A 21,187-nucleotide genomic window follows, 5' to 3' on the forward strand; every position below is an offset into this window, starting at 1 on the left:
CGTCTTATGTGACACCTCAGTCCAACCTGGTCATACGGCCGGATAGAGCACGTCGATGATGCGGCGGGCGTCGTGGCGCATGTCGAGCATGCCATAGGTCGTCCGCCACTGGCCTGCAAGCCGCGTCTCGATGAAGGCATCGGCGATGCGGCCCGTGCCGAGGCGGCGCAGCTCCGCGGCGGCGGCGGCAAGCGCCAGCTGCTCGGTGAGGAAACGGGCTGCCGCTTCGTCGGACTTGCACAGTTCGATCGCTGCCGACAGCACCTTCACCGTGCCCGGTCCCGCCTCGCCGAGGTCGTCGTGGATGACCGCCAGCACGTCGTCCAGCAGGCTCGGGTTGCGGGTCAGCACCCGCACAACGTCCAGCGCCATCACGTTGCCGGACCCTTCCCAGATCGCGTTCACCGGCGCCTCGCGATAGAAGCGGGCCATGGGGAAGTCTTCCACGTAACCGTTGCCGCCCAGGCATTCCATGGCCTCGTAGGTGATGGCCGGGGCTATCTTCGTGGTCCAGTACTTGACCACCGGCGTCATCACCCGCGCGAAGGCGGCGTCCGCCCGGGTGTTGGCGGCCTCGTCGAACGAGCGCGCCAGACGGAATGAGAGCGCCGTGGCGGCGGCCACGTCGAGCGCGAGGTCAGCCAGCACCCGGATCATCAACGGCTGGTCAATGAGCTTGACGCCCTGCACGGCGCGATGGCGCGCGTGATGGACAGCCTCCGCCAGCGCCGCGCGCATGAGGCCCGCAGAGCCCAGAGCGCAGTCGAGGCGCGTGAGCGTGACCATGTCCATGATGGTACGGATGCCGTGGCCCAATTCACCGACCGGCCAGGCCAGCGTGTCCACGAACTCCACTTCGGCGGTGGCGTTGGAGCGGTTGCCGAGCTTGTCCTTCAGACGCTGGAAGTGGAAGCCGTTCGGAGTGCCGTCCTCGCGCAGGCGCGGCGCGAAGAAGCACGAAAGTCCCTCCTTGGCCTGCGCGACAACGAGGAAGGCATCGCTCATGGGCGCGGACAGGAACCATTTGTGGCCGGTGAGGCGGAAGACGCCGCGCCCCACCTGCTCTGCCGTGGTCGTGTTGGCGCGCAGGTCGGTACCGCCCTGCTTTTCGGTGAGCCCCATGCCGATGGTGACGCCCTGCTTCTGCGCGACAGGCTTGTTGGTGTGGTCATACTTGCGCGCCACGATGCGCGGTGCCCACTCGCGGAACAGCTGCGGCGTGGACATGAGTGCGGCGAGCGACGCGCTGGTCATGGTGAGCGGGCAGAGGTGCCCCAGCTCCAGCTGCGACAGCAGGTAGAAGCGCGCGGCGCGAGCCTGGTGCCGCTTGCCCTTCTCCGCCGGCGAATCCTCCCAGATCGACGAATGGATGCCGACGCCGATCGAGCGCCGCATCAGGGCGTGATAGGAAGGATGGAATTCGATGATGTCGGCGCGACGGCCATGACGGTCGTGCGTCCGCAGTACCGGGCTTTCCGCATTTGCCAGCCGCGCCAGATCCTGCGCCTCCGGGCTGCGGGCGTAGCGCGCGAGCGTTTCCAGCTCCGTCTTGACCTGCTGCGAAAAACTGTCCGCCAGCTGGTTCAGAAGCGGGTCCGCGCGCCACGCGTTCGCCGCGTTCATCGGCGGCGTCTGATTGGTAAGGTCGTGATCCACTCGTCCGTCCTTTGTGATTCCGTTGCGGACATGGTCGCGCATATTCGTTTTCTTGTTATAAACGCATGCTTAGCACTTTACGCGTGCTTAGCACTTTCTGGCTGCGCCCGAAAATCGTCCGTTCCGCGGGTCCGTGAGGAAATTCTCCCGATCCGCGGTCCGCAGCCGGGGCGTCATGCCGGCGATCACCCGCCACTGCGCCGGCACGCGCCTGGCACCGAACAAATGCGTGGCTTCGCGTCTGCGTGGCTTCACATCTGCGCCCCGTTCCCTACAATCGGTCCGATCGGAACCAGGGCCCGATCCAGCACAGAATTTGTGGTTTTCAAGCCCGTCCAGGCGGCCGGCACAACTTGCGGACGCCGCAACCCCGGAATATAGCTCCGCGCGATGACACACACCGATCCCTTCCCCATCTTTCCCCATCGCCACCTGCTTGGCATCAAAGGCCTTTCGCCTTCCGATATCGAGACACTCCTCGACCGCGCCGACGCGGCGGTTTCCCTGTCGCGTCAGCCTGAAAAGAAGCGCACCGTCCTGCGCGGGCGCACCCAGATCAATCTCTTCTTTGAAGCCTCGACCCGCACCCAGTCGTCGTTCGAGCTGGCGGGCAAGCGCCTTGGCGCCGATGTGATGAACATGTCGGTGGCGAGCTCCTCCACCAAGAAGGGCGAGACGCTGCTCGACACGGCCACGACGCTCAACGCCATGCGGCCGGACATCCTGGTGATCCGCCATTCGTCGGCGGGTGCTGCCGCCCTGCTCGCCCAGAAGGTCGGCTGCTCGGTGGTCAACGCGGGCGATGGCGCGCACGAGCATCCCACTCAGGCGCTGCTCGACGCGCTCACCATCCGTCGCAAGAAGGGTCGGATCGCGGGGCTGACCGTGGCCATCTGCGGCGACATCCTGCATTCGCGCGTGGCGCGCTCCAACATCATCCTGCTGAACGCACTCGGCGCGCGGGTCCGGGTGGTGGCGCCCTCGACGCTCATGCCATCCGGCATCGCCCAGATGCGCGTCGAGCCCTTCACCTCGATGGAGGAAGGCCTGAAGGATGTCGACGTGGTCATGATGCTGCGCCTGCAGCGGGAGCGCATGTCGGGCAGCTACGTGCCCTCCGTGCGCGAATACTTCCGCTTCTATGGCCTCGACGCCGAGCGGCTGAAGCTCGCCAAGGAGGATGCTCTGGTGATGCACCCCGGCCCGATGAACCGCGGCGTCGAGATCGCCTCCGAAGTCGCCGACGGCCCGCAGAGCGTGATCCAGGAACAGGTTGAAATGGGCGTCGCCGTCCGCATGGCAGTGCTCGAGGCACTGCTCGATCCCCGCCGCGAGGGAGCTTCCGCATGACCGCAACAGTCTTCGCCAATGCCAGGATCATCGACCCTTCCCGCCAGCTCGACGCGGTCGGCACGGTCATCGTCAAGGATGGCGTTATCGCCGCTGCCGGTCCCGAAGCGCTCAATCAGGGCGTGCCGGAAGGCGCGGAAGTCATTGACGCCACCGGCAAGACCGTCATTCCCGGCCTTGTGGACGCGCGCGTTTTCTGTGGCGAGCCAGGCGCGGAACACCGCGAGACGATTGCCTCGGCAAGCCGCGCGGCGGCCGCCGGCGGCGTCACCTCCTTCATCATGATGCCGGACACCCATCCGGTGATCGACGACGTGGCGCTGGTGGAATTCGTTCGCCGCACGGCCTCGGCGACGGCTTGCGTCAACGTCTTCCCTGCGGCCGCCATCACCAAGGGTCTCGAGGGGGCGGAGCTCAGCGAGTTCGGCCTGCTGCGCGATGCGGGCGCCGTGATGCTGACCGAAGGCCGCCGCACTCTCGCAAGCAATACGGTGATGCGCCGCGCGCTCACCTATGCGCGCGACATGGGGCTGGTGATCTCCCATGCCACGCAGGACAGGGAGCTAGGATCCGGCGTGATGAACGAAGGCCTGCTGGCAAGCTGGCTCGGCCTCCCCGGCATCCCACGCGAGGCGGAGGCCATCCCGCTCATGCGCGACCTGATGCTTGCCCGCCTCACCCGCTCGCGCTACCACGCGGCGGAACTGTCGACCGGCATGTCGGCGGATCTCGTTGCTCGCGCGAAAGATGAAGGACTGGCCGTAACTGCTGGCGTCAGCATCAATAATCTGTGCCTCAACGAGAACGACGTCGGCGAATATCGCACCTTCTTCCGCCTGGTGCCGCCGCTGCGGTCGGAAGATGACCGGGTGGCCGTGGTCGAGGCTCTGAAGACCGGCACCATCGACATCATCGTCTCGTCGCACGATCCGCAGGACGTGGACACCAAACGCCTGCCCTTCTCGGAAGCTGCGGCGGGCGCGATCGGTCTGGAGACGCTTCTGGCCGCCGCACTCCGACTCTACCATTCGGGCGACGTGCCGCTCCTACGGCTGATCGAGGCGCTGTCGACCAGACCCGCGCAGATCTTCGGACTTTCGGGTGGAACTCTGAGGCCCGGCGCTTCAGCCGACCTGGTGCTCGTGGATCTCGAGGAGCCGTGGGTGGTGCGCAAGAGCGACATCCGCTCGCTCTCCAAGAACACGACCTTCGAGGATGCGCGAATGCAGGGCTGGGTCTTGCAAACCGTGGTTGCAGGGCGCAAAGTGTTTTCAGCTTAGGGGCGAGGAAACGCATGCTTGAATCAGCAGGCTTTGATACGGGGCTGCCCGTGCTGATTGCCGCATTGGCCGTTGGCTACCTGCTCGGGTCGATTCCGTTCGGCCTTATCCTGACGCGCATGGCCGGCCTCGGGGACGTGCGCAAGATCGGCTCTGGAAACATCGGCGCCACCAACGTGCTGCGCACGGGCAACAAGAAGATTGCGGCGCTGACGCTGATGCTCGACGCCCTGAAGGGCACGGCGGCGGTGTTGCTGGCGGCGCGCTTCGGGCATGCGGCGGGCCTCGTGGCGGGTCTCGGAGCCTTCCTCGGCCACATCTTTCCGATGTGGCTGGGCTTCAAGGGCGGCAAGGGGGTCGCCACCTATCTGGGTGTGCTCCTGGGTGCGGCGTGGCCCGGTGCGCTGGTGTTCGCCGTGGTCTGGCTTGCCACCGCTTTCATCTCCCGCATCTCCTCGCTTTCCGCGCTGATCGCCTCGGTCAGCGTGCCGATCGCCCTCTACCTGATCGGACGACCGGGCGAAGCGCTTCTCTGCCTCGGCCTCAGCGTTCTCGTGTTCATCACGCATCGCGCGAACATTTCCCGCCTGATCGCCGGAACCGAGAGCAGGATCGGCGCCAAGGGCTAGGCCAGAGGACGAAGGGAGGGCGGAATGGAGGTCAGCACCCGGCAGCGCCGCCTCCTTTCCGACCGCCAGAGGCGCAGCTGGCTGCGCCTCATCCGCACCGAGAATGTGGGACCCGCGAGCTTTCGCGCTCTCATCAACCGTTACGGCAGCGCCGAGGCGGCGCTCGAGGCGCTGCCGAGCTTGCCTCGCGCGGTGGACGCGAGCAGGTCAATCTACCCACCTGGGATCAGATCGACGCAGAACTGGAAGCGGCAGAGCGCATGGGGGCGCGCTTCGTCGCCATCGGCGAAGCCGAATACCCGCCACTGCTGACGCGCATCGAACATCCGCCGCCGCTGATCGCCGCTGCAGGCCGGACCGAACTGCTGCAGGCGCCAGCCTGCGCCATCGTGGTTGCGCGCAACGCATCCATCACCGGCATGCGCTTCACGCAGAAGATTGCCCATGATCTCGGCCTGGCCGGGCTGCTGATCGTCTCCGGTCTCGCGCGCGGCATCGACACGGCGGCGCATCGCGGAAGCATTGAGACCGGCACGGTCGCCGTCATCGCCGGCGGTCTCGACCAGCCCTACCCGCCGGAGAACGAACGTCTATACGCCGAACTTCTCGACAGGGGCGTGGTCCTCACGGAAATGCCCTTCGGCTGGGTTCCCCGCGCGCAGGACTTCCCGCGCCGCAACCGCATCATTGCGGGCATCTGCTATGGATTGCTGGTCGTGGAAGCCGCCGAACGCTCCGGATCGCTGATCAGCGCATGGCTCGCCAACGAGATGGGGCGGCTCGTCTTCGCCGTTCCCGGTTTCCCGCTCGATCCGCGCGCCGGAGGCACCAACAAGCTTCTCAAGGAAGGTGCAACCCTTGTCACCAAAGCCGAGGACGTCATTGAGGCGCTGCGGCCCGTGATCAGCAGGCCGATGCCCGTCACAAGCGCGGAAGAACCGCCTGATCTCGCAGCCGTCCCTCCCCCGGCGGAAAGCGAGCGGACTCTGGTGATCAACGCCCTCGGGCGCACACCCGTCCTGATCGACGACATCATTCGGCACACCGGCCTGGAAGCCGCCCAGGTCGCCCTCGTCCTCCTGGAACTGGACCTGGCCGGGCGGCTCGAACGCCATCCCGGAGGCTACGTGTCGCTGCTGCTCGATCCGTGATCGTGCGACTGCCCTTCCGCCGCCCGCGACAGGAGGTCGTTCACCTCCTCATAGGCCATTTCGATGAAGTAGATGAGCATCTCGGCCTTCTGTTTTTCGGCGAGATGTCGCAGTTCCCGAAGCATCGAGCGGATATAGTCCAGCGTCGCCGTGTCGACCGCCGGCTTTTCCGGTTCCCTTCCCTTGCCTCCCATTCCGTTTCCTCGCTGTTGCGAGGCGCGGACCGGATCTGATCGCGATCGCGTCCCCACCCCAATCCTCTTCTGGCTGCAGGGATAATCGGGGATCGGGAGTATGCACCAATAACGCGATCGGGATGGCTGATGACATTAGTGATTCATCACCGCGAGCATTGTGAAAAACGCGTCGGGGCTTGACCGCGGTCGAAAGCACAGCCATTTGACCTAGGAACCGGAGCATTCGCTCGACAGATAATTGGCGGTGCCAGCACCCAGGCGCCCAAAAAGGTATTGTCCATCCATGGATGTTGTTATCGTCGAATCGCCGGCCAAGGCGAAAACCATCAACAAATACCTGGGGTCAGGCTACAAGGTTCTAGCCTCTTTCGGCCATGTGCGAGACCTGCCCGCCAAGGATGGTTCCGTCCGTCCGGACGAGGACTTCGCCATGTCGTGGGAGGTGGACGGCGCCTCCGCCAAGCGGCTGGCCGAAATCGCTAAGGCTGTAAAGGATGCCGACGGCGTCATTCTGGCGACCGACCCGGACCGCGAGGGTGAGGCCATCTCCTGGCATGTGCTCGACGTTCTGAACCAGAAGCGGGTGCTCAAGGACAAGAAGGTCCGCCGCGTCGTCTTCAACGCCATTACCAAGAAGGCGGTGCTCGACGCGATGGCCAATCCGCGTGACATCGACAAGCCGCTGGTGGACGCCTATCTCGCCCGCCGCGCGCTCGACTATCTGGTGGGATTCACCCTGTCGCCGGTGCTGTGGCGCAAGCTGCCGGGCGCCCGCTCGGCGGGCCGCGTGCAGTCGGTGGCCCTACGCCTCATCTGCGACCGCGAGGCCGAGATCGAGCGCTTCGTCCGCGAGGACTACTGGCAGATCGCTGCCACGCTCGCCACGCCGCGCAGTGACACGTTTGAGGCGAGGCTCACCGCACTCGACGGGCGCAAGCTGCAGAAGCTGGACATCAAGAGCGCCGAGCAGGCGGAAGAGATCCGTCGGATGCTCGATGGCGCTGCCTTCCGCGTACTGTCGGTCGAGGCGAAGCCCACCCGGCGCAACCCGCCGCCGCCCTTCACCACATCGACCCTGCAGCAGGCCGCGTCCTCGCGCCTCGGCTTCTCGGCCACCCGCACGATGCAGATTGCCCAGCGGCTCTACGAGGGCGTGGATATCGGCGGCGAGACCATGGGTCTCATAACCTATATGCGTACCGACGGCGTGCAGATGGCGCCCGAGGCCATTGACCAGGCCCGCGCCGCGATCGCCAAGACGTTCGGCGACCGCTACCTGCCCGACAAGCCGCGCTTCTATTCCACCAAGGCGAAGAACGCGCAGGAAGCGCACGAGGCCGTGCGCCCGACGGACTTCTCCCGCACGCCGGACCAGGTCCGCAAGTATCTCGACGCCGACCAGGCACGTCTCTACGAGATGATCTGGAAGCGCGCCATCGCCAGCCAGATGGAGCCGGCGGAGATCGAGCGCACCACCGTGGAGATCGAGGCCACCAATGGCGGCCGCACGGCGGGCCTGCGCGCGGTGGGTTCGGTCGTCCGCTTCGACGGTTTCCTCGCCGCCTACACGGAAGTGAAGGAGGACGACCAGACCGACGACGACGAGGACGGCCGCCTGCCGGTCATCAACGCCAACGAGGCGCTTGAGCGCGAGTCGATCCAGGTCACGGCCCACACCACCGAGCCGCCGCCCCGCTACACGGAAGCGACCCTCATCAAGAAGCTGGAAGAGCTTGGCATCGGCCGCCCGTCCACCTATGCGGCGATCCTCAAGACGCTGGAGGACCGCGACTACATCGCCAACGAGCGCCGCCGTCTCATCCCGCAGCCCCGCGGACGCATCGTGACGACGTTCCTGGAGAACTTCTTCCGGCGCTACGTGGAATACGACTTCACCGCCGACCTCGAGGAGAAGCTGGACGAGATTTCCGACGGCAAGCTCTCCTGGAAGGAGGTGCTGCGCGATTTCTGGCGCGACTTCTCCGGCGCGGTGGACGACATCAAGGAACTGCGTGTCACTGACGTCATCGACGTCATGAACAACGAGCTCGCTCCCCTGCTCTTCCCCAGGCAGGAGGACGGCCGCGACCCGCGCATCTGCCCGAAGTGCGGCACCGGCCATTTGTCGCTCAAGCTCGGCCGCTACGGCGCCTTCGTCGGCTGCTCCAACTATCCGGAGTGCAGCTACACCCGCCAGTTCGGCGAATCCGGCGAGAATGGCAATGGCAGCGAGGCGCTCGCCGACGGTAACAAGGTGCTGGGCGCCGATCCGGACACTGGCGAGGAGATCACCTTGCGCAACGGCCGCTTCGGTCCCTATATCCAGCGCGGCGAAGGCAAGGATGCCAAGCGCGCGGGTCTGCCGAAGGGCTGGACCCCCGACATGATCGACCTCGAGAAGGCACTCGCCCTGCTCTCGCTGCCGCGCGAAGTGGGCGTGCATCCGGAAACCGGCAAGACGATCTCGGCTGGCATCGGGCGCTACGGACCGTTCCTGCTGCATGACGGCAGCTACGCCAATCTCGACTCGGTGGACGACGTCTTCTCGATCGGCATCAACCGCGCGGTTGCGATCCTCGCCGAGAAGAAGAGCCGCGGCGCGGGCGCCCGCTCTAAACCCGCCGCGCTCAAGGAGCTCGGAGAACATCCGGACGGCGGCGTCATCACTGTGCGCGACGGGCGCTACGGCCCTTACGTGAACCTTGGCAAGATCAACGCCACGCTGCCGAAGGGAACCGACCCGGACAGCGTGACATTGGAACAGGCCATCGCCCTGATCGACGCCAAGGCGGGAAGTGGCAGGTCGACGGCGAAGAAGACGTCCGCGAAGGCGTCGGCGAAGACATCAACCGCGAAGAAGGCCACGGCCAAGAAGACCGCGAAGGCCGGGAGTTAGTCATTTGGGCAGCAGGTTATTGAAGCGCTCCGCGAGCAAGGCTTCCTCATCTCGGGCTGACGGAGCGCATCTCCCCTCGAAGGAGGAGATCCTGCGCTACATCACCGAGAATCCCGACCGCTCTGGCAAGCGCGAGCTCGCCAGGGCGTTCAACATCAAGGGCGAGCATCGCCTCTGGCTCAAGGAGATGCTGGCCGAGCTCAAGTCCGAAGGCGCGATCAAGCCCCGCGGCAAGAAGAACGTGCGCGCCGGCCACCTGCCTCCGGTCGTCGTGCTCGACATCTTCTCCCGGGATGCCGAAGGCGGGCTGATCGCCCGTCCGGCCGAGGAAGATGAGGAATTCGACGGCCCGGTGCCGCTCGTTTCCATCCGCGTGCAGAAGGGTGCCCGCCTGGTGCCGGGCGTGGGCGACCGCGTGCTCGCGCGCGTACACCTGAACGACGCCGACACCGGCCCGGCCTATGTCGGCCGTGTGATGAAGATCTTCGAAAAGCGGCGCAAGGCCGTGCTCGGCGTGTTGCGCGAGATGCGCGACGGCACCCTGCGCATCGAGCCGGTGGAGCGACGTCAGCCCGAGCTCATCGTCGATACGGAATTCGCCAATGGCGCGAAAAGCGGCGACCTCGTGGAGGTGCTGCCGTTGAAATCGGGTCGCTACGGCCTGCCGAAGGCAAAGGTGCTTGAGGTCATCGGGTCGCTTTCGAGCGAGAAGGCGGTCTCCATGATCGCCATCCACGCGCACGAGATCCCTCACATTTTCCCCGCCGACGTGCTGGCCGAGGCGGAAGAGGCCGAACCTGTCACCCGCCCTTCGGGGTGGCGGGAGGACTGGCGGGACATTCCGCTGGTCACGATCGACCCGCCGGACGCGAAGGACCACGACGACGCGGTCTTTGCCGAGCCGGATCCGGATCAGGAAAAGAATCCCGGCGGCGTCATCGTGACCGTGGCGATCGCAGACGTGGCCTACTATGTCCGGTCCGGATCCGCGCTTGACCGCGAGGCGCTGAAGCGCGGCAATTCGGTTTATTTCCCCGACCGCGTGGTTCCCATGCTGCCCGAGCGCATCTCCAACGACCTCTGCTCGCTGCGCGAAGGCCAGAACCGCCCTGCCCTTGCAGTGCGCATGCGCTTTAGCGCCGACGGCCGGAAGCTTTCGCATTCCTTCCACCGCGTGCTGATGCGGTCGGCGGCCCGTCTCTCCTATAACGAGGCACAGGAGGCGATCGACGGCAAGCCCAACGACAGGACCGGCCCGCTGCTCGACACGGTGCTGAAGCCGCTCTGGGACGCCTACGAGGTGCTGAAGCGTGGCCGCGATCAGCGTGAGCCGCTTGATCTCGACCTGCCGGAGCGCAAGATCATCCTTAAGCCCGACGGCACCGTGGACCGTGTGTTCGTTCCGCCGCGGCTCGACGCGCACAAGCTGATCGAGGAGTTCATGATCCAGGCGAACGTCTCGGCGGCGGAAACGCTGGAGGCGGCGCGCCAGCCCTTCATCTACCGCGTGCATGATGAACCGTCGCTTGCCAAGCTAGAAGCACTGCGGGAATTCCTTGCATCCCTCGGCATTCCGCTGACCAAGGGCGGGGCCCTTCGTCCCTCCCAGTTCAACGCAATCCTTGCCCGCGTGAAGGGAACCGAGCACGAGCAGCTGGTGAACGAGGTGGTGCTGCGCACCCAGAGCCAGGCCGTCTACTCGACGGACAATTTCGGCCATTTCGGCCTGAACCTGCGGCGCTACGCCCATTTCACCTCGCCGATCCGCCGCTATGCCGACCTCATCGTCCACCGCGCGCTGATCAAGGCGAAAGAGCTCGGACCATATGGACTTAGCCGCGACGACGAGACACGTCTGGAAGAAACCGCGGCGCTGATCTCCGCGACCGAACGGCGCGCGATGGCGGCGGAGCGGGAGACCATCGACCGTCTCGTCGCCGAACATCTGTCGAGCCGGACGGGCGACGAATTCGAGGCGCGCATCTCCGGCATCGCGGCTGCGGGCATCTTCGTGCAGCTGCCCGATTACGGCGCCGACGGCTTCATCCCGGTCTCGAGCCTCGGCGATGACTACTATATCTTTGACGAAGCACGCCATGCGCTGGTAGGTCAGCGGAGCGGACGCGGCTATCAGCTCGGCAGCAGCGTCGATGTGCGCCTGGTGGAGGTGACGCCTCTTGCCGGCGCGATGCGCTTCGAGATGCTGAGCGAACCCGCCAGCCTGCCAGGATCCTCCAAATCGCTACTGAAGGCCGGGCGGGATGCGGCGCGCGCACGGCGCGGTCGCAAGCCGGAACGACGGGGTAGGAGAAAGTAATGGAAGAGCATGTATTTGGCGGCGCAGCCGCCACGGCGAAGGAGCCGGCAAGGCCCGTGCTTCAGGCCATGTGGCGCGGCTTCAACGGGCGCTGCCCGCATTGCGGCAAGGGAAAACTGTTCTACCGGTTCCTGAAGGTGGCCGACCACTGCTCCGAATGCGGCGAGGAATTTCACCATCACCGCGCGGACGATTTGCCAGCCTATCTCGTGATCGTCATTGTCGGCCATATCACCGTGGGCGGGCTGCTGAGCCTGGAGCGCGTTACCAACTGGTCCCTCTGGACGCACATCGCCATCTGGATCCCGATCACCATCGCTATGGCCGTCGCGTTGATCAATCCGATCAAGGGCGCGGTTGTCGGCCTCCAATGGGCCCTGCGCATGCACGGCTTCGGCGGCGAGGACAAGAACGAGCTGGAAAAGGGATACGGGGATCAGTAGAGCCCTGCCCGCCTGTCGCCGGCGGAGGATCTCGTCGTGCCGGCTTCCTGCCGACCGCCCCCAGCCGGACTTGAATTTCCGACCAGCCCCGTCCGATATTGGGACACGCCGGTGACCTCGATTGACCCGACAGCAGCATCCGAACAGGGAGGGCGGAATGCCACCATCGGCACTTGCCGAACCGCAGCAAACGGAAGAGAGGCGGACAGCGGGTACGAACGCCAGACTGCGTCCGCGTGATGCGGCCACGCTTATTCTGCTCGACCGGCGGGGCGGCGCGATCAGTGTGCTGATGGGCCGCCGCCACAGCAAGCATGTCTTCATGGCCGGACGCTTCGTCTTTCCCGGCGGACGCACGGATCCAGCCGACGCGCGAATCCCCGTTGCCGCGCCCCTGCACCCTGCCGAGGCGGCAAAGCTGCGCATCGCGGGCATGAGCGAATCGCGCGCCCGCGCGATCGCCATGTCGGCCATCCGCGAAACCTATGAGGAAGCCGGTCTGTTGATCGGCTACAAGACGCCTTTTGTCACGCGGAGCCCCGCCTGGCAGGCCTTTTCCGACAGTGGCGTGCAGCCGGCGCTCGACTCGCTGCGCTATTTCGGCCGCGCCATCACGCCGCCCGGCAACATTCGCCGCTACGACACCCGCTTTTTTGCCGTCTGGCGTGAAGCCGTCTCGGCGGAGCTTCCTGCTCCCACGGATGAACTCGAGGAGCAGGTGTGGGTGCCCCTGTCGAAGGCCAGGGAGTTGAACATCCCCGACATTACCCAGACACTCATCGGGGATCTGGAGCGGCGGCTCGCGGACGATCCGGAACTCAAGCCCGGCGCCTATCCGGTCCCCTGCTATTGCGTGCGTCACCGCAGGTTCGTGCGGGAGACAGTCTGATCGCGCACTTTTCCGGAATGTCGGCGACAATCGCTTGACATTTCGGTGAGGATCGATATGTGTCTGGCCACAATTTCCGCGTCTCGGGTTCTCCCAGCCGGCCCATCGTTATCACTAGAACATACGGACGATTGATATGGCGAAGGCCACGACCATCAAGATCAAGCTTCTGTCGACGGCCGACACCGGCTATTTCTACGTCACGAAGAAGAACAGCCGTACGATGACAGAGAAGATGACCGTTCGTAAGTACGATCCGGTCGTCCGCAAGCATGTCGAGTTCAAGGAAGCCAAGATCAAGTAAGCTGCCTGACAGCTTCGTCTTCTGATGCGGCGCCTTACGGGCGCCGTTTTCATTTTGGGCCTTGAAGAGCAGCAGCCGTTGCCCTCTGGCCTTCCGGACTTTGCCGGCTTCCGGTCAGGGCGTGCCGCGCAGCGCCGCTGTCACCTCTTTTCCCTCGTGCATCGCCCCCCCCAAGGGATTGCCACCCTTGGGCCCCTGCCATGCCGTCTCGCGAATGTCGCTCCACGCGCTGCCCTCCGGCAACAAGTCGGGGGACATTGCTGGAAGATGGCCTCCAGACAGAAGACGCCGTCGAAAAATGCCGGTCGGCAATCTGGCAGCGGTACGAGGAAACCGCCGTGATGCCAGAGCCGGCCGGCTACCCCCTCTCTCAGGAGATGCGGCGAACCTGAGAAGAAAGGGATCAACACAACCACAATCGTCTATAGATCTACCTATGGTTGTATTATGCCCGACCTATAGAGAAAAATCAATAGCCGGCGAATCTTCGTGAACCGCGCCCGAAATTACCTTTTCACCGGTCGTGCGGTGGAAGCTCAACTGCGCGACGCCCCGACGTCGCATTGCAATGACCGCGCCCGTCTGGTCTGGGCTCTGGTCAGGCAGCCGGTGCAACCACCTGGTTGCGGCCCTGCTTCTTTGCCTCGTAGAGAGCGTCGTCGGCGCGCTGAAGCATTTGCTCGGGACTGTCGTCGAACGGTTTCTTCGTCGAGATTCCGGCGCTTGCGGTCACCCGAAGCGTTCTGCCGTCGCTGAAGGAGAACGCCTTGTTCGCGATCTCGCCGCGGATCCGCTCGGCGACGATGCGCGCCGAGGCAAGGTCCGTCTCGGGCATGACGATGGCGAACTCTTCTCCGCCATAGCGGCTGATCAGATCGATGCTTCGCAGGTTGCGACGCAACCGGAGCGCGAATTCCTGCAGCACCTGATCGCCGAAAGCATGGCCCATCTCGTCATTGATCCACTTGAAGCGGTCGATGTCGATCAGCATCAGCGACAGCGGTCTCTGGCGCGCCTGGGCGCGGTTGAAGAGCGTGGGCAGGTGGCCGTCGAGGTAACGCCGGTTGTAGACGCCCGTGAGAGGATCGGTGATCGCCATTTCAACCGTCCTGGCGACACTGGCGCGCAGCTGGTCGTTGTAGCGCTTGCGCTTCACCTGCGTACGCACGCGCGCCACCAGCTCCATCGGCACGATGGGCCGCAGGAGATAGTCGTTGACCGTCAGTTCCAGCCCGCGCAGCACCTGATGCTCCTCGCCAGGACTTGCGATCAGGATGATGGGAACGAGTCGCGTCTGTTCAAGTGCCCGAAACTGCGCGCAGAGCCGCAGGGGATCGCCGTCCTCCGCGCCGGTAGCCACGAGGATGCAGTCATAATCCCGCTCGAGGCCCCGCAGCAGCGCGGTCTGGGGTTCCGACACCTCGTCCACCACGTAGTGCTGCAGCAGCATGCCGGCGATCATGCGGGAAGACGAAGCATCGGGATCCACCAGCAGAAGCCGCGCGGGCTCCTGATATTCCTGCGCGGCCGGATGCAACAGCTCCGCGAGAGCGGGATCGCTGGCGGAATCTGCGCGCAGCCGTAATTCGTCCGTGAGCGCCTTCAGCCTGGTCAGCGTGCGCACGCGCGTCAGCAGCTGCAGGTCGTTGACCGGCTTGGTCAGAAAATCGTCCGCGCCCGCCTCGAGGCCGGTGATGCGCTGGTCCACCTGACCAAGGGCCGTGATGATGACGACCGGAATGTGCTGCGTCCGCGGACTGCCCTTCAGCCGGCGGCAGACCTCGAATCCGTCCATGCCAGGCATCATCACGTCCAGCAGGACCAGATCGATCTTGCCCTCTTCACAGATTTCGAGGGCTTCCTGCCCTGTCGAAGCAGTCACCACGTCGTAATATTCGGCCAACAGCCGCGCTTCGAGCAGCCGCACGTTCGCAGCCACATCATCGACCACCAGAATTCGAGCGGTCATGCCCCCACCCCGCTTGTTTACCCCAGTCCTGGCAAGAACCTGCCCTTAGACGTCCCCCAGATACGTCTTTATCGTTTGTATGAAGCTCGTGATCGATATCGGCTTCGAGATGTAGGCCTCGCAGCCGCCCTGGCGGATGCGTTCCTCGTCGCCCTTCATGGCAAACGCCGTCACGGCGATCACGGGAATCGATCGCAGCGTTTCATCCTGCTTGAGGCGCCGGGTGACTTCCAGCCCGGAGACTTCCGGGAGCTGGATGTCCATCAGGATCAGGTCGGGCCTGTGTTCACGGGCGAGCTCGAGCGCGTTCAGACCACTTCGGGTCAGAACGGTCTCGTAGCCATTGGCTTCAATCAGGTCGCGGAAGAGCTTCATGTTGAGCTCGTTGTCCTCGACGATCATCACTTTCTTGGCCATCGCTCTCCCCATCAGCGCTTGACGCCTGCTCTCCCCGCAACCCGGGCCGCGCGCTTGCCTTTCGCACCAGCAGCCGTGCAGGTCTCGCTGACGCCCCTGCCATGCCTCATCCTTCTTAAGAATTGAAGAACGCGTGCGTCGAAATGATGGTGACCACCAATCCTGCAGCCCCTTGCCTTGTACATTTTCGGTCTTATGCCTATCAAATCCTTTCCACCAAGACGTCAGGGGTATGCGGCATGGATCGGGAACACGCGGAAGACATCGCCATCAAGGCACTGGGCTTCATCGCGAGCAGCGAGGAATTGCTCCCCCGGTTCCTGAGCATCTCGGGAATCGAGGCCTCCCAGATCCGCGAGACCGCCGCCGCGCCCGGCTTCCTGGCCGGTGTGCTGCAATTCGTTCTCGCCCACGAGCCCACACTGCTTGCATTCTGCCAGTCTGCCGACATCTCACCCCAGCAGGTGAGCGGGGCGGCCCGCAGCCTGCCCTTCGGCGATGACCGCTGGGACTACCAGCCCTGACACGGGAAGCCCTGGTGGAATCACCCATGGCCTCAATCTCCGGTGAATTCTAGCCCTGCGTGGTTGAGGACCGGAGGATGGCGGTGTACGCTGTTTTCCCGTTACGTTCCCATATTTCGTCATGAAAGACAACCGCAGCATGTCAGGTTTCTGCCGCGACTGCCTTGCCCCCGCCAGCGGGACCGAGCGGCGCTGCCGGACGTGCGGAAGTCCGCGGTTGCTCGCTCATCCTGAGCTCGACAAGCTCGCGATCGCGCACATCGACTGTGACGCCTTCTATGCGGCGGTGGAGAAGCGCGACAACCCGGAGCTTCTCGACAAGCCGGTGATCGTGGGCGGCGGCAAGCGCGGCGTGGTCTCCACCGCCTGCTACATCGCCCGCATCCACGGCGTGCGTTCGGCCATGCCGATGTTTCAGGCGCTGAAGCTTTGCCCCGATGCCGTGGTCATCAAGCCGAACATGGAGAAGTACGCGCGCGTCGGGCGGGAGGTGCGCGAGCGCATGCTGCGGCTCACCCCGCTCGTGGAGCCGCTCTCCATCGACGAGGCATTCCTCGACCTTTCCGGCACCGAGAAGCTGCACGGGGCGCCCGCCGCATACGTGCTCGCGAGCTTCGCCAGGGAAGTGGAGCGCGACATCGGCATTACGGTGTCGGTCGGCCTCTCCTACTGCAAGTTCCTGGCCAAGGTGGCCTCCGACCTGGACAAGCCGCGCGGGTTTTCCGTCATCGGCCGTGACGAGGCGGTCACCTTCCTCGCCGACAAACCGGTGACGATCATCTGGGGCGTGGGCAAGGCCTTCGCCGAGACACTGGCGAAGGACGGCATTCGCACGGTCGGGCAGCTGCAGCGGATGGAACGGGAAGAGCTCATGCGGCGCTACGGCGTCATGGGCGACCGGCTCCACCGGCTTTCGCGCGGCGAGGACGACCGCCGGGTCGAGCCCGAAAGCGAGGCCAAGAGCGTCTCGAACGAGATCACCTTCGACCGCGACATTGCGGCCTTGGACGAACTGGTGCCGATCCTGCGCGCGATGAGCGAGAAGGTGTCCGCCCGCCTCAAGAAGGCGGGCATCGCAGGAAACACGGTCGTGCTGAAGCTCAAGACCCGGGATTTCCGCCTTCGGACCCGCAACCGGCAGCTTTCGAGCCCCACGCGGCTTGCCGACCGGATCTTCCGTACGGGTGTCGATCTGCTGCAGCGGGAAGTTGACGGCACCCCGTTCCGTCTGCTCGGCATCGGCGTCACCGACCTGACGGACGCGTCCCTTGCCGACCCGCCGGACCTCATCGACATTCAGGCGCAGAAGCGCGCGCTGGCCGAAACGGCGATCGACAGGCTGCGGGACAAGTTTGGCAAGTCGGCGGTGGAGACCGGTTACACGTTCCACTGTCCGCCGGCGAAGGGGTAGTCTTCACCCGAGCAATTCGAAGTGTTCGTTAAAGTCTGAATTGCTCCAGCAGCTTGGGCAAGCGACGCAAGGTTGGACGCCCGCGCCGACCAACGGCCTATTCCCCTATTTTTCAAATAACTTGACACAAATTCCTAAGACGCAATGAAAAGCACTTCAACCGCTACACGAGCTCCACATCCACCACGCCGGGGACAGCGCGCATGGCGGCAGCGATCTGAGGCGTCAGGCGGTAGCGATCCGGAAGGCTCACCTCGACCTCGCCCTGGCCGCCATCCTTGATGACGATCAGGCTCACCTGCCCTTCGCCGCGGGTGTTGAGCTGGGCGGAAATTAGCTGCAGCGGCTTCGGGTCGCGCAGGTAGACGCGAAGGGCCTTCTGCATCTTGCTCGCTTCCTCGTCGAGCGACTGCACCGTCTGTATGCGCAGGTTCACGCCCTCGGGCCGGTCTTCCGCGTTCACCGTGATCACGACCGACTTGCCGGGCTCAAGAACGTCACGGTAGTGATTCAGCGTCTCGGAGAACAGCACGGCCTCGTACTGGCCGGTTGAATCGGAGAGCTGCACGATGCCCATCTTGTTGCCGGTGCGGGTCTTGCGCTCCTGCTTGGCGGTGATCGTTCCGGCGAGCCGCCCGGCGGTGGCGCCGCGCTTCACGGCGGCCTGGAACTCGGCCCAGGTCTGGACGCGGAGCTTCTCAAGCGCCCCGCGGTAATCGTCGAGCGGATGGGCGGAGAGATAGCAGCCGACGGCCTGGAATTCGCGGTGCAGGCGTTCGGCCGGTAGCCATGGCTCGCTCACCGGCAGGTGCAGCTTCTGCGGCTCGAGCGCGGCGGAGCCGAAGATGTCGCCCTGTCCCAGCGCCGCGTCCTCCGCAGCGCGCGCGGACAGGCCCATCAGCCGGTCGATGCCCTGGAACAGGGCCGCTCGGTCATGGCCGAAGCAGTCGAGCGCACCCGCGCAGATCAGGCTTTCCAGCACCCGCTTGCCGACGATGCGCGGATCGACGCGCGAGCAGAAGTCCTCGATGCTCTCGAAGGGCTTCTCGTTGCGCTTGGCGACGATGTGGTCGACGGCGGCCTCGCCCACGCCCTTGATGGCTGCGAGCGAGTAGTAAATGCGGTTCTCGCCCACCTCGAAGATGCGATGGCTGGTCATGACGGATGGCGGCACGACCTCGATGCCGAGGCGCTGGGCATCGCGCCGGTATTCGTTGAGCTTGTCGGTGTTCGCCATGTCGTAGGTCATCGACGCGGCGAGGAATTCCACCGGGTAATGGGCCTTGAGATAGGCCGTCTGGTAGGAGACGACCGCATAGGCTGCCGCGTGCGACTTGTTGAAGCCGTAGTCGGCGAATTTGGCGAGAAGGTCGAAGATAGTGTTCGCCTGCGCCTCGCTGACACCGTTCTTCTTGGCGCCGTCCACGAAGCGGACGCGCTGCTTGTCCATCTCCTCGCGGATCTTCTTGCCCATGGCGCGGCGCAGCAGGTCTGCTTCGCCGAGCGTGTAGCCCGAGAGCACCTGGGCGATCTGCATCACCTGCTCCTGGTAGACGATAACGCCCTGCGTCTCCTTCACCAGGTGGTCGATCATCGGATGGATCGACGCGATCTCCTCCTCGCCGTGCTTGCGGGCATTGTAGACCGGGATGTTTTCCATCGGGCCCGGGCGGTAGAGGGCAACCAGCGCGATGATGTCCTCGATGCAGTCCGGCTTCATGCCGATCAGCGCCTTGCGCATGCCGGCACTTTCCACCTGGAACACGCCGACCGTCTCTCCGCGCGACAGCATCTCGTAGGTCTTCTTGTCGTCGAGCGGGATCTTGGACAGATCGATCTCGATTCCGCGCCGGCGGATGAGGTTCACCGCCGTCTGCAGCACGGTGAGCGTCTTGAGGCCCAGGAAGTCGAACTTCACAAGACCCGCCTGCTCCACCCACTTCATGTTGAACTGGGTGACCGGCATGTCGGAGCGCGGATCGCGGTACATCGGCACCAGCTCGTAGAGCGGGCGGTCACCGATCACGATGCCGGCGGCATGCGTGGAGGCGTGGCGGTAGAGGCCCTCGAGCTTCATGGCGATCTCGAGCAGCGTGCCGACAATTGGTTCCTTCTCCACCTCTTCGGCGAATCGGGGCTCCTCCTCCACCGCCTTCTTGAGCGGGGTCGGATTGGCCGGGTTGGACGGCACCAGCTTGCAGAGCCGGTCCACCTGCCCGTAGGGCATCTGCAGCACGCGGCCCACGTCGCGCAGCACTGCGCGCGCCTGCAGCGAACCGAAGGTGATGATCTGGCCCACCTGCTCGCGGCCGTACTTCTCCTGGACGTAGCGGATGACCTCTTCACGCCGGTCCTGGCAGAAGTCGATATCGAAGTCCGGCATCGAGACGCGTTCCGGGTTGAGGAAACGCTCGAAGAGGAGCGAGAAGCGCAGCGGATCGATGTCGGTGATGGTCAGCGCGTAGGCGACAAGCGAGCCCGCACCCGAGCCGCGCCCTGGGCCGACGGGAATGCCGTGCGCCTTGGCCCACTTGATGAAGTCCGACACGATGAGGAAGTAGCCGGGGAATTTCATCCGCTCGATGATGCCGAGCTCGTATTCGAGGCGTTCCCTGTAGTCCTCCTCGGTGTGCCCCTTGGCGGGCCCGTGCGCCTTCAGGCGGCGCTCCAGACCCTCGCGGGCCTGGCGCTTGAGTTCCTCGGCCTCCGCCTTCTCGGCCGTCTCCGGATCCGAACCGGCACCGGCAAAACGCGGCAGGATCGGCTTGCGCGTCTTGGGATAGTAGGAGCAGCGCTGCGCGATCTCCACCGTGTTGTCGAGCGCCTCCGGCAGATCGGCGAACAGCTCGGACATTTCCGCCTGCGACTTGAGGTAATTGTCCGGCGTCAGGCGGCGGCGGTCGTCCTGCGCGACGACGGCGCCTTCGGCGATGGCGATCAGCGCGTCATGGGCCTCGTAGTCGTCGCGGCTTCGGAAGAACGCCTCGTTGGTGGCGACGAGCGGGAGGTCATGCGTGTAGGCGAGATCAACTGTCGCCGCTTCCAGCGTGCGATCATAATTGCCGAGACGTTCCAGCTCCACATAGAGCCGGTCGCCGAACGTCTCCTCTAGGAACAGCAGCCGCTGCTCGGCAATTTCCTTACGGCCCATCTGCAGGGCAACGCCCACCGGTCCTCTCGGGCCGCCGGTCAGGCAAATGATGCCCTCGCAGAGTTCCCGCATCCATTCCTGCGTAATGTGGGGCGGCGTGCCGGGCTCGTGGTTGAGGTAGGCGCGGCTCACCAGCTTGACGAGATTGTCGTAGCCCTTCTCCGTCGCGGCGATGAGCAGCAGCGGGTCGTATTCCTGCTGGGCGTTCTTGCGGTTGCCCTTGCGCGCCTCTGCAAGACTGTCGTGAAAATGGGTGGCGAGCTGGCAGCCGACGATCGGCTGCAGACCCTCCTTGGAGGCCTTCTGGGCGAATTCCAGCGCGCCGAACAGGTTGTTGGTGTCGGCGATGCCGATGGCGGGTGCATTGTCGCCGATCGCGTGATTGATGATCTTGCCGACGTGGAGCGCGCCCTCCAGCAGCGAATACGCCGAGTGGACGCGCAGATGGATGAACCGGCGCAGCGGCGCAGACGGAGACGGCTTCTTCGCCTCCTCAGCCTGTTGCATCGCTGCACGCCTGATCGGATCACGCGGTTCGCTTGCCATGATCTTCTTCACCCATCACAACTGGATTCGGATTGTGCCGCGTCTTGCTCCCGAGGT

16 protein-coding genes and 1 pseudogene are annotated in these 21,187 nt (G+C 64.8%); 11 read left to right on the plus strand and 6 right to left on the minus strand.

What is annotated here, in order from left to right; translation table 11 throughout:
- Window positions 1-30: 30 nt before the first annotated feature.
- Window positions 31-1,698 (minus strand): acyl-CoA dehydrogenase family protein, encoded by a 1,668-nt coding sequence (locus tag ABD906_RS14900; RefSeq protein WP_378188099.1) that lies wholly within the window; start codon window positions 1,696-1,698, stop codon window positions 31-33.
- A 348-nt stretch (window positions 1,699-2,046) separates the two neighbouring features.
- On the opposite strand from ABD906_RS14900, the gene ABD906_RS14905 reads away from it, so the two are divergent.
- From ABD906_RS14905 to dprA, 4 genes and pseudogenes are all read left to right on the plus strand, one after another.
- The gene (locus ABD906_RS14905) at window positions 2,047-3,006 is read left to right on the plus strand and encodes an aspartate carbamoyltransferase catalytic subunit (protein ID WP_345100379.1); all 960 of its coding nucleotides are present in this window, start codon (window positions 2,047-2,049) and stop codon (window positions 3,004-3,006) included.
- Window positions 3,003-4,286, plus strand: a complete 1,284-nt coding sequence (locus ABD906_RS14910) for a dihydroorotase (protein ID WP_345100381.1) — start codon at window positions 3,003-3,005, stop codon at window positions 4,284-4,286. The genes ABD906_RS14905 and ABD906_RS14910 overlap by 4 nt, the downstream gene beginning before the upstream one ends.
- A gap of 14 nt (window positions 4,287-4,300) precedes the next feature.
- A complete protein-coding gene (plsY, locus tag ABD906_RS14915) occupies window positions 4,301-4,915 on the plus strand; it encodes a glycerol-3-phosphate 1-O-acyltransferase PlsY (protein ID WP_345100383.1) in 615 nt (204 codons plus the stop codon).
- A gap of 24 nt (window positions 4,916-4,939) precedes the next feature.
- Window positions 4,940-6,066 (plus strand): annotated as a pseudogene (gene dprA, locus ABD906_RS14920) (DNA-processing protein DprA).
- Here the strand turns inward: dprA and ABD906_RS14925 are convergent.
- Window positions 6,039-6,260, minus strand: coding sequence for a hypothetical protein (locus ABD906_RS14925; RefSeq protein WP_345100384.1), 222 nt, complete (start codon window positions 6,258-6,260; stop codon window positions 6,039-6,041). The pseudogene dprA and the gene ABD906_RS14925 overlap by 28 nt on opposite strands.
- A 286-nt stretch (window positions 6,261-6,546) precedes the next feature.
- On the opposite strand from ABD906_RS14925, the gene topA reads away from it, so the two are divergent.
- From topA to rpmG, 5 genes are all read left to right on the plus strand, one after another.
- The gene (gene topA / locus ABD906_RS14930) at window positions 6,547-9,159 is read left to right on the plus strand and encodes a type I DNA topoisomerase (protein WP_345100386.1); all 2,613 of its coding nucleotides are present in this window, start codon (window positions 6,547-6,549) and stop codon (window positions 9,157-9,159) included.
- A 4-nt stretch (window positions 9,160-9,163) separates the two neighbouring features.
- Window positions 9,164-11,476: a ribonuclease R gene (gene rnr, locus ABD906_RS14935; RefSeq protein WP_378188103.1), complete on the plus strand. Its 2,313-nt coding sequence runs from the start codon at window positions 9,164-9,166 to the stop codon at window positions 11,474-11,476.
- On the plus strand, window positions 11,476-11,919 hold the full coding sequence (locus ABD906_RS14940; protein WP_345100390.1) for a DUF983 domain-containing protein: 444 nt from the start codon (window positions 11,476-11,478) through the stop codon (window positions 11,917-11,919). Before rnr ends, ABD906_RS14940 begins: the two co-directional genes overlap by 1 nt.
- 157 nt (window positions 11,920-12,076) lie before the next feature.
- Window positions 12,077-12,808, plus strand: a complete 732-nt coding sequence (locus tag ABD906_RS14945; RefSeq protein WP_345100392.1) for an NUDIX hydrolase — start codon at window positions 12,077-12,079, stop codon at window positions 12,806-12,808.
- Between the two features lie 136 nt (window positions 12,809-12,944).
- A complete protein-coding gene (rpmG, locus tag ABD906_RS14950) occupies window positions 12,945-13,112 on the plus strand; it encodes a 50S ribosomal protein L33 (protein WP_345100394.1) in 168 nt (55 codons plus the stop codon).
- Window positions 13,113-13,226: 114 nt separating this feature from the next.
- Here the strand turns inward: rpmG and ABD906_RS14955 are convergent, their stop codons facing one another.
- The 3 genes from ABD906_RS14955 to ABD906_RS14965 all read right to left on the minus strand — a co-directional run bounded on the left by ABD906_RS14955 (window position 13,227) and on the right by ABD906_RS14965 (window position 15,498).
- A complete protein-coding gene (locus ABD906_RS14955) occupies window positions 13,227-13,370 on the minus strand; it encodes a hypothetical protein (RefSeq protein ID WP_345100396.1) in 144 nt (47 codons plus the stop codon).
- Between the two features lie 340 nt (window positions 13,371-13,710).
- Window positions 13,711-15,081 carry a PleD family two-component system response regulator gene (locus tag ABD906_RS14960; RefSeq protein ID WP_345100398.1) on the minus strand — a complete coding sequence of 457 codons (1,371 nt, stop codon included), beginning with the start codon at window positions 15,079-15,081 and terminating at the stop codon, window positions 13,711-13,713.
- Window positions 15,082-15,126: 45 nt separating this feature from the next.
- Window positions 15,127-15,498 (minus strand): response regulator, encoded by a 372-nt coding sequence (locus ABD906_RS14965; protein WP_345100400.1) that lies wholly within the window; start codon window positions 15,496-15,498, stop codon window positions 15,127-15,129.
- Between the two features lie 239 nt (window positions 15,499-15,737).
- On the opposite strand from ABD906_RS14965, the gene ABD906_RS14970 reads away from it, so the two are divergent.
- Complete coding sequence (locus ABD906_RS14970; protein ID WP_345100402.1) at window positions 15,738-16,022, plus strand: DUF3572 domain-containing protein; 285 nt, start codon at window positions 15,738-15,740, stop codon at window positions 16,020-16,022.
- 121 nt (window positions 16,023-16,143) lie between these two features.
- Window positions 16,144-17,433, plus strand: coding sequence for a DNA polymerase IV (locus ABD906_RS14975; protein ID WP_345100404.1), 1,290 nt, complete (start codon window positions 16,144-16,146; stop codon window positions 17,431-17,433).
- A 163-nt stretch (window positions 17,434-17,596) separates the two neighbouring features.
- On the opposite strand, the gene dnaE is transcribed toward ABD906_RS14975, so the two are convergent.
- Complete coding sequence (dnaE, locus tag ABD906_RS14980; RefSeq protein ID WP_345100499.1) at window positions 17,597-21,091, minus strand: DNA polymerase III subunit alpha; 3,495 nt, start codon at window positions 21,089-21,091, stop codon at window positions 17,597-17,599.
- Between the last annotated feature and the right edge of the window lie 96 nt (window positions 21,092-21,187).

Origin of the sequence: Chelativorans composti (assembly GCF_039541695.1) — a bacterium.
Classification (GTDB): Bacteria; Pseudomonadota; Alphaproteobacteria; order Rhizobiales; family Rhizobiaceae; genus Chelativorans; species Chelativorans composti.